This is a genomic window from Candidatus Saccharimonadales bacterium, assembly GCA_036397795.1.
Lineage (GTDB): Bacteria > Patescibacteriota > Saccharimonadia > Saccharimonadales > DASWIF01 > DASWIF01.
Window position 1 is genome coordinate 1 of the sequence record DASWIF010000077.1, and the last position, 1,556, is coordinate 1,556.

The 1,556-nt window shown below is 53.0% G+C and carries 3 protein-coding genes; 1 reads left to right on the forward strand and 2 read right to left on the reverse strand.

Annotated features, from left to right (window positions below; translation table 11 throughout):
- Positions 1-485, forward strand: a 485-nt coding sequence (locus VGA08_04230) for a hypothetical protein (protein HEX9679795.1), incomplete at its 5' end; no start/stop codon positions are given.
- Positions 486-493: 8 nt separating this feature from the next.
- Here the strand turns inward: VGA08_04230 and VGA08_04235 are convergent.
- Positions 494-745: a hypothetical protein gene (locus VGA08_04235; GenBank protein HEX9679796.1), complete on the reverse strand. Its 252-nt coding sequence runs from the start codon at positions 743-745 to the stop codon at positions 494-496.
- The coding region (locus VGA08_04240) for a CAP domain-containing protein (protein HEX9679797.1) at positions 742-1,556 on the reverse strand (815 nt) is incomplete at its 5' end. The genes VGA08_04235 and VGA08_04240, both read right to left, overlap by 4 nt.

Here is a 1,556-nt window from a genome sequence, read left to right on the forward strand (position 1 = left end):
TAGAAGATCTAAGCGGTACATTGGAACTGATAATATTCCCCAAAGTTTATGAAAAGCACCGACCCCAAATTTTGCCCGACGCGGTGGTGTTTGCCGTCGGCAGGGTTAGCAGCAAAGACCGCGCCGGTAATCTGAGTGGCGATCCGAAAGTTTTAGCCGATGAGTTGAAATTTGTTGACGAAGACGTGATTAAGAACTACCAACCGACCAATAAGCCCAAAAGCCGGCCGCCCCAGCGACCGCTGGCGGCCAAGGCCAAACTAGAGTCCAAGCTGTACGTCCACATCAAAGATCCGAACAACCACTCTCAACTTAAAGACTTAAAGCAGGCTCTCGATCGGCACCCAGGCAGTACAGAGGCCATTCTGGTTCTGGGCGATGAGACCAAGAGCGCTTTGCGCCTGCCGTTTCGGGTCGATGTCAGCAATGGGTTGACCGACGAGCTACGACGGATGATTCCGCGTGAAGCGGTGGTGGTTAAATAAACTGGGGCTTACGCGTAGAGCGTCAACACAAAATAAGCAATTAGGCCGATGAGCGAGTATTCGACGATGTAGCCGATTTGCAATGAACCGTGCAGTTGCCGGTAGATGATATTTACAGCCACGTAAGCGATAGACACCAAACCAATTAGCAGCGGATCCAAGTAGAGGTTGAGCTGACTGGCGGCAAACAAAGCCATTAACAGCGGCAAAAAACTGAGTAGAGGTAACAGATGTAAGCGCTTGGTGGTTTTCTTCTTCATAAGACGCTGCCGAATGTGGCTGACAGCAGCAGCCAGATTAAGGCGTAGATGATACTAGCTTCGAGCAAGGGATGGCTGAGGATGTAATCTTCGCCCCTTATAACAACTTTATGGATAAACAGCACGTGGCGATAGGCGTAGACGAAACCGATCGAGCCAGCCACGGCGGCGGCCGTGTATAGCGCCCAGCCAGCTTGTCCGGTCAGCAGCGCTTCCCAGTTGCTGATGATTTTAGGCTCGTCTGAGGCAAACGTAACTGGCGCCGGAGTAGGATCAGCGGCTGGTGCGAGGTCGATCTCATCGGTTTTTGCATTATCCTTTGATTTTGGTTTCTCAACTGCGGCCTGGGGGACTGGCTCGGCGGCGGCCGGCTTGCTGGCTGTGGGAGCAGCCGCGGTCTTGGGCTTGGAACTGGAGCTGCTGGGCGGCGGCGAACTTTGGGTAGAGACAGCCGGATCGCCGTAGTGGGCGACTACCACGGTATTAGGCCCGCCCTGATAGTTCGAGCCATTGGCGATACCGAATCCGACTTGTTCAAACGCCGAATTGAGCATGTTGTCCCGGTGTGAAGGGCTATTCATCCAGCCGTTTATTACACCGCTGCTGGTGTCAAAACCGTATGCCAAGTTTTCACCCGCAACCAGGTAATCGTAACCGGCTTGATCAAACCAATACCACGGTGTTTTACCGTCCGGTGAGTTGTGTGCCCAGTAGTTGTCCTGGATCATGTCGTTGGCTTTGGCTTGGGCCGAAGAGTTTAACTTAGCGCTCAATCCTAGACTGCTTTTGTTAGCTGCGGCTCGTTCGGAAT

Excerpts from the sequence above, each read along its gene's own strand:
- VGA08_04235 (HEX9679796.1), bottom strand. The coding sequence starts at position 745 with ATGAAGAAGAAAACCACCAAGCGCTTACATCTGTTACCTCTACTCAGT.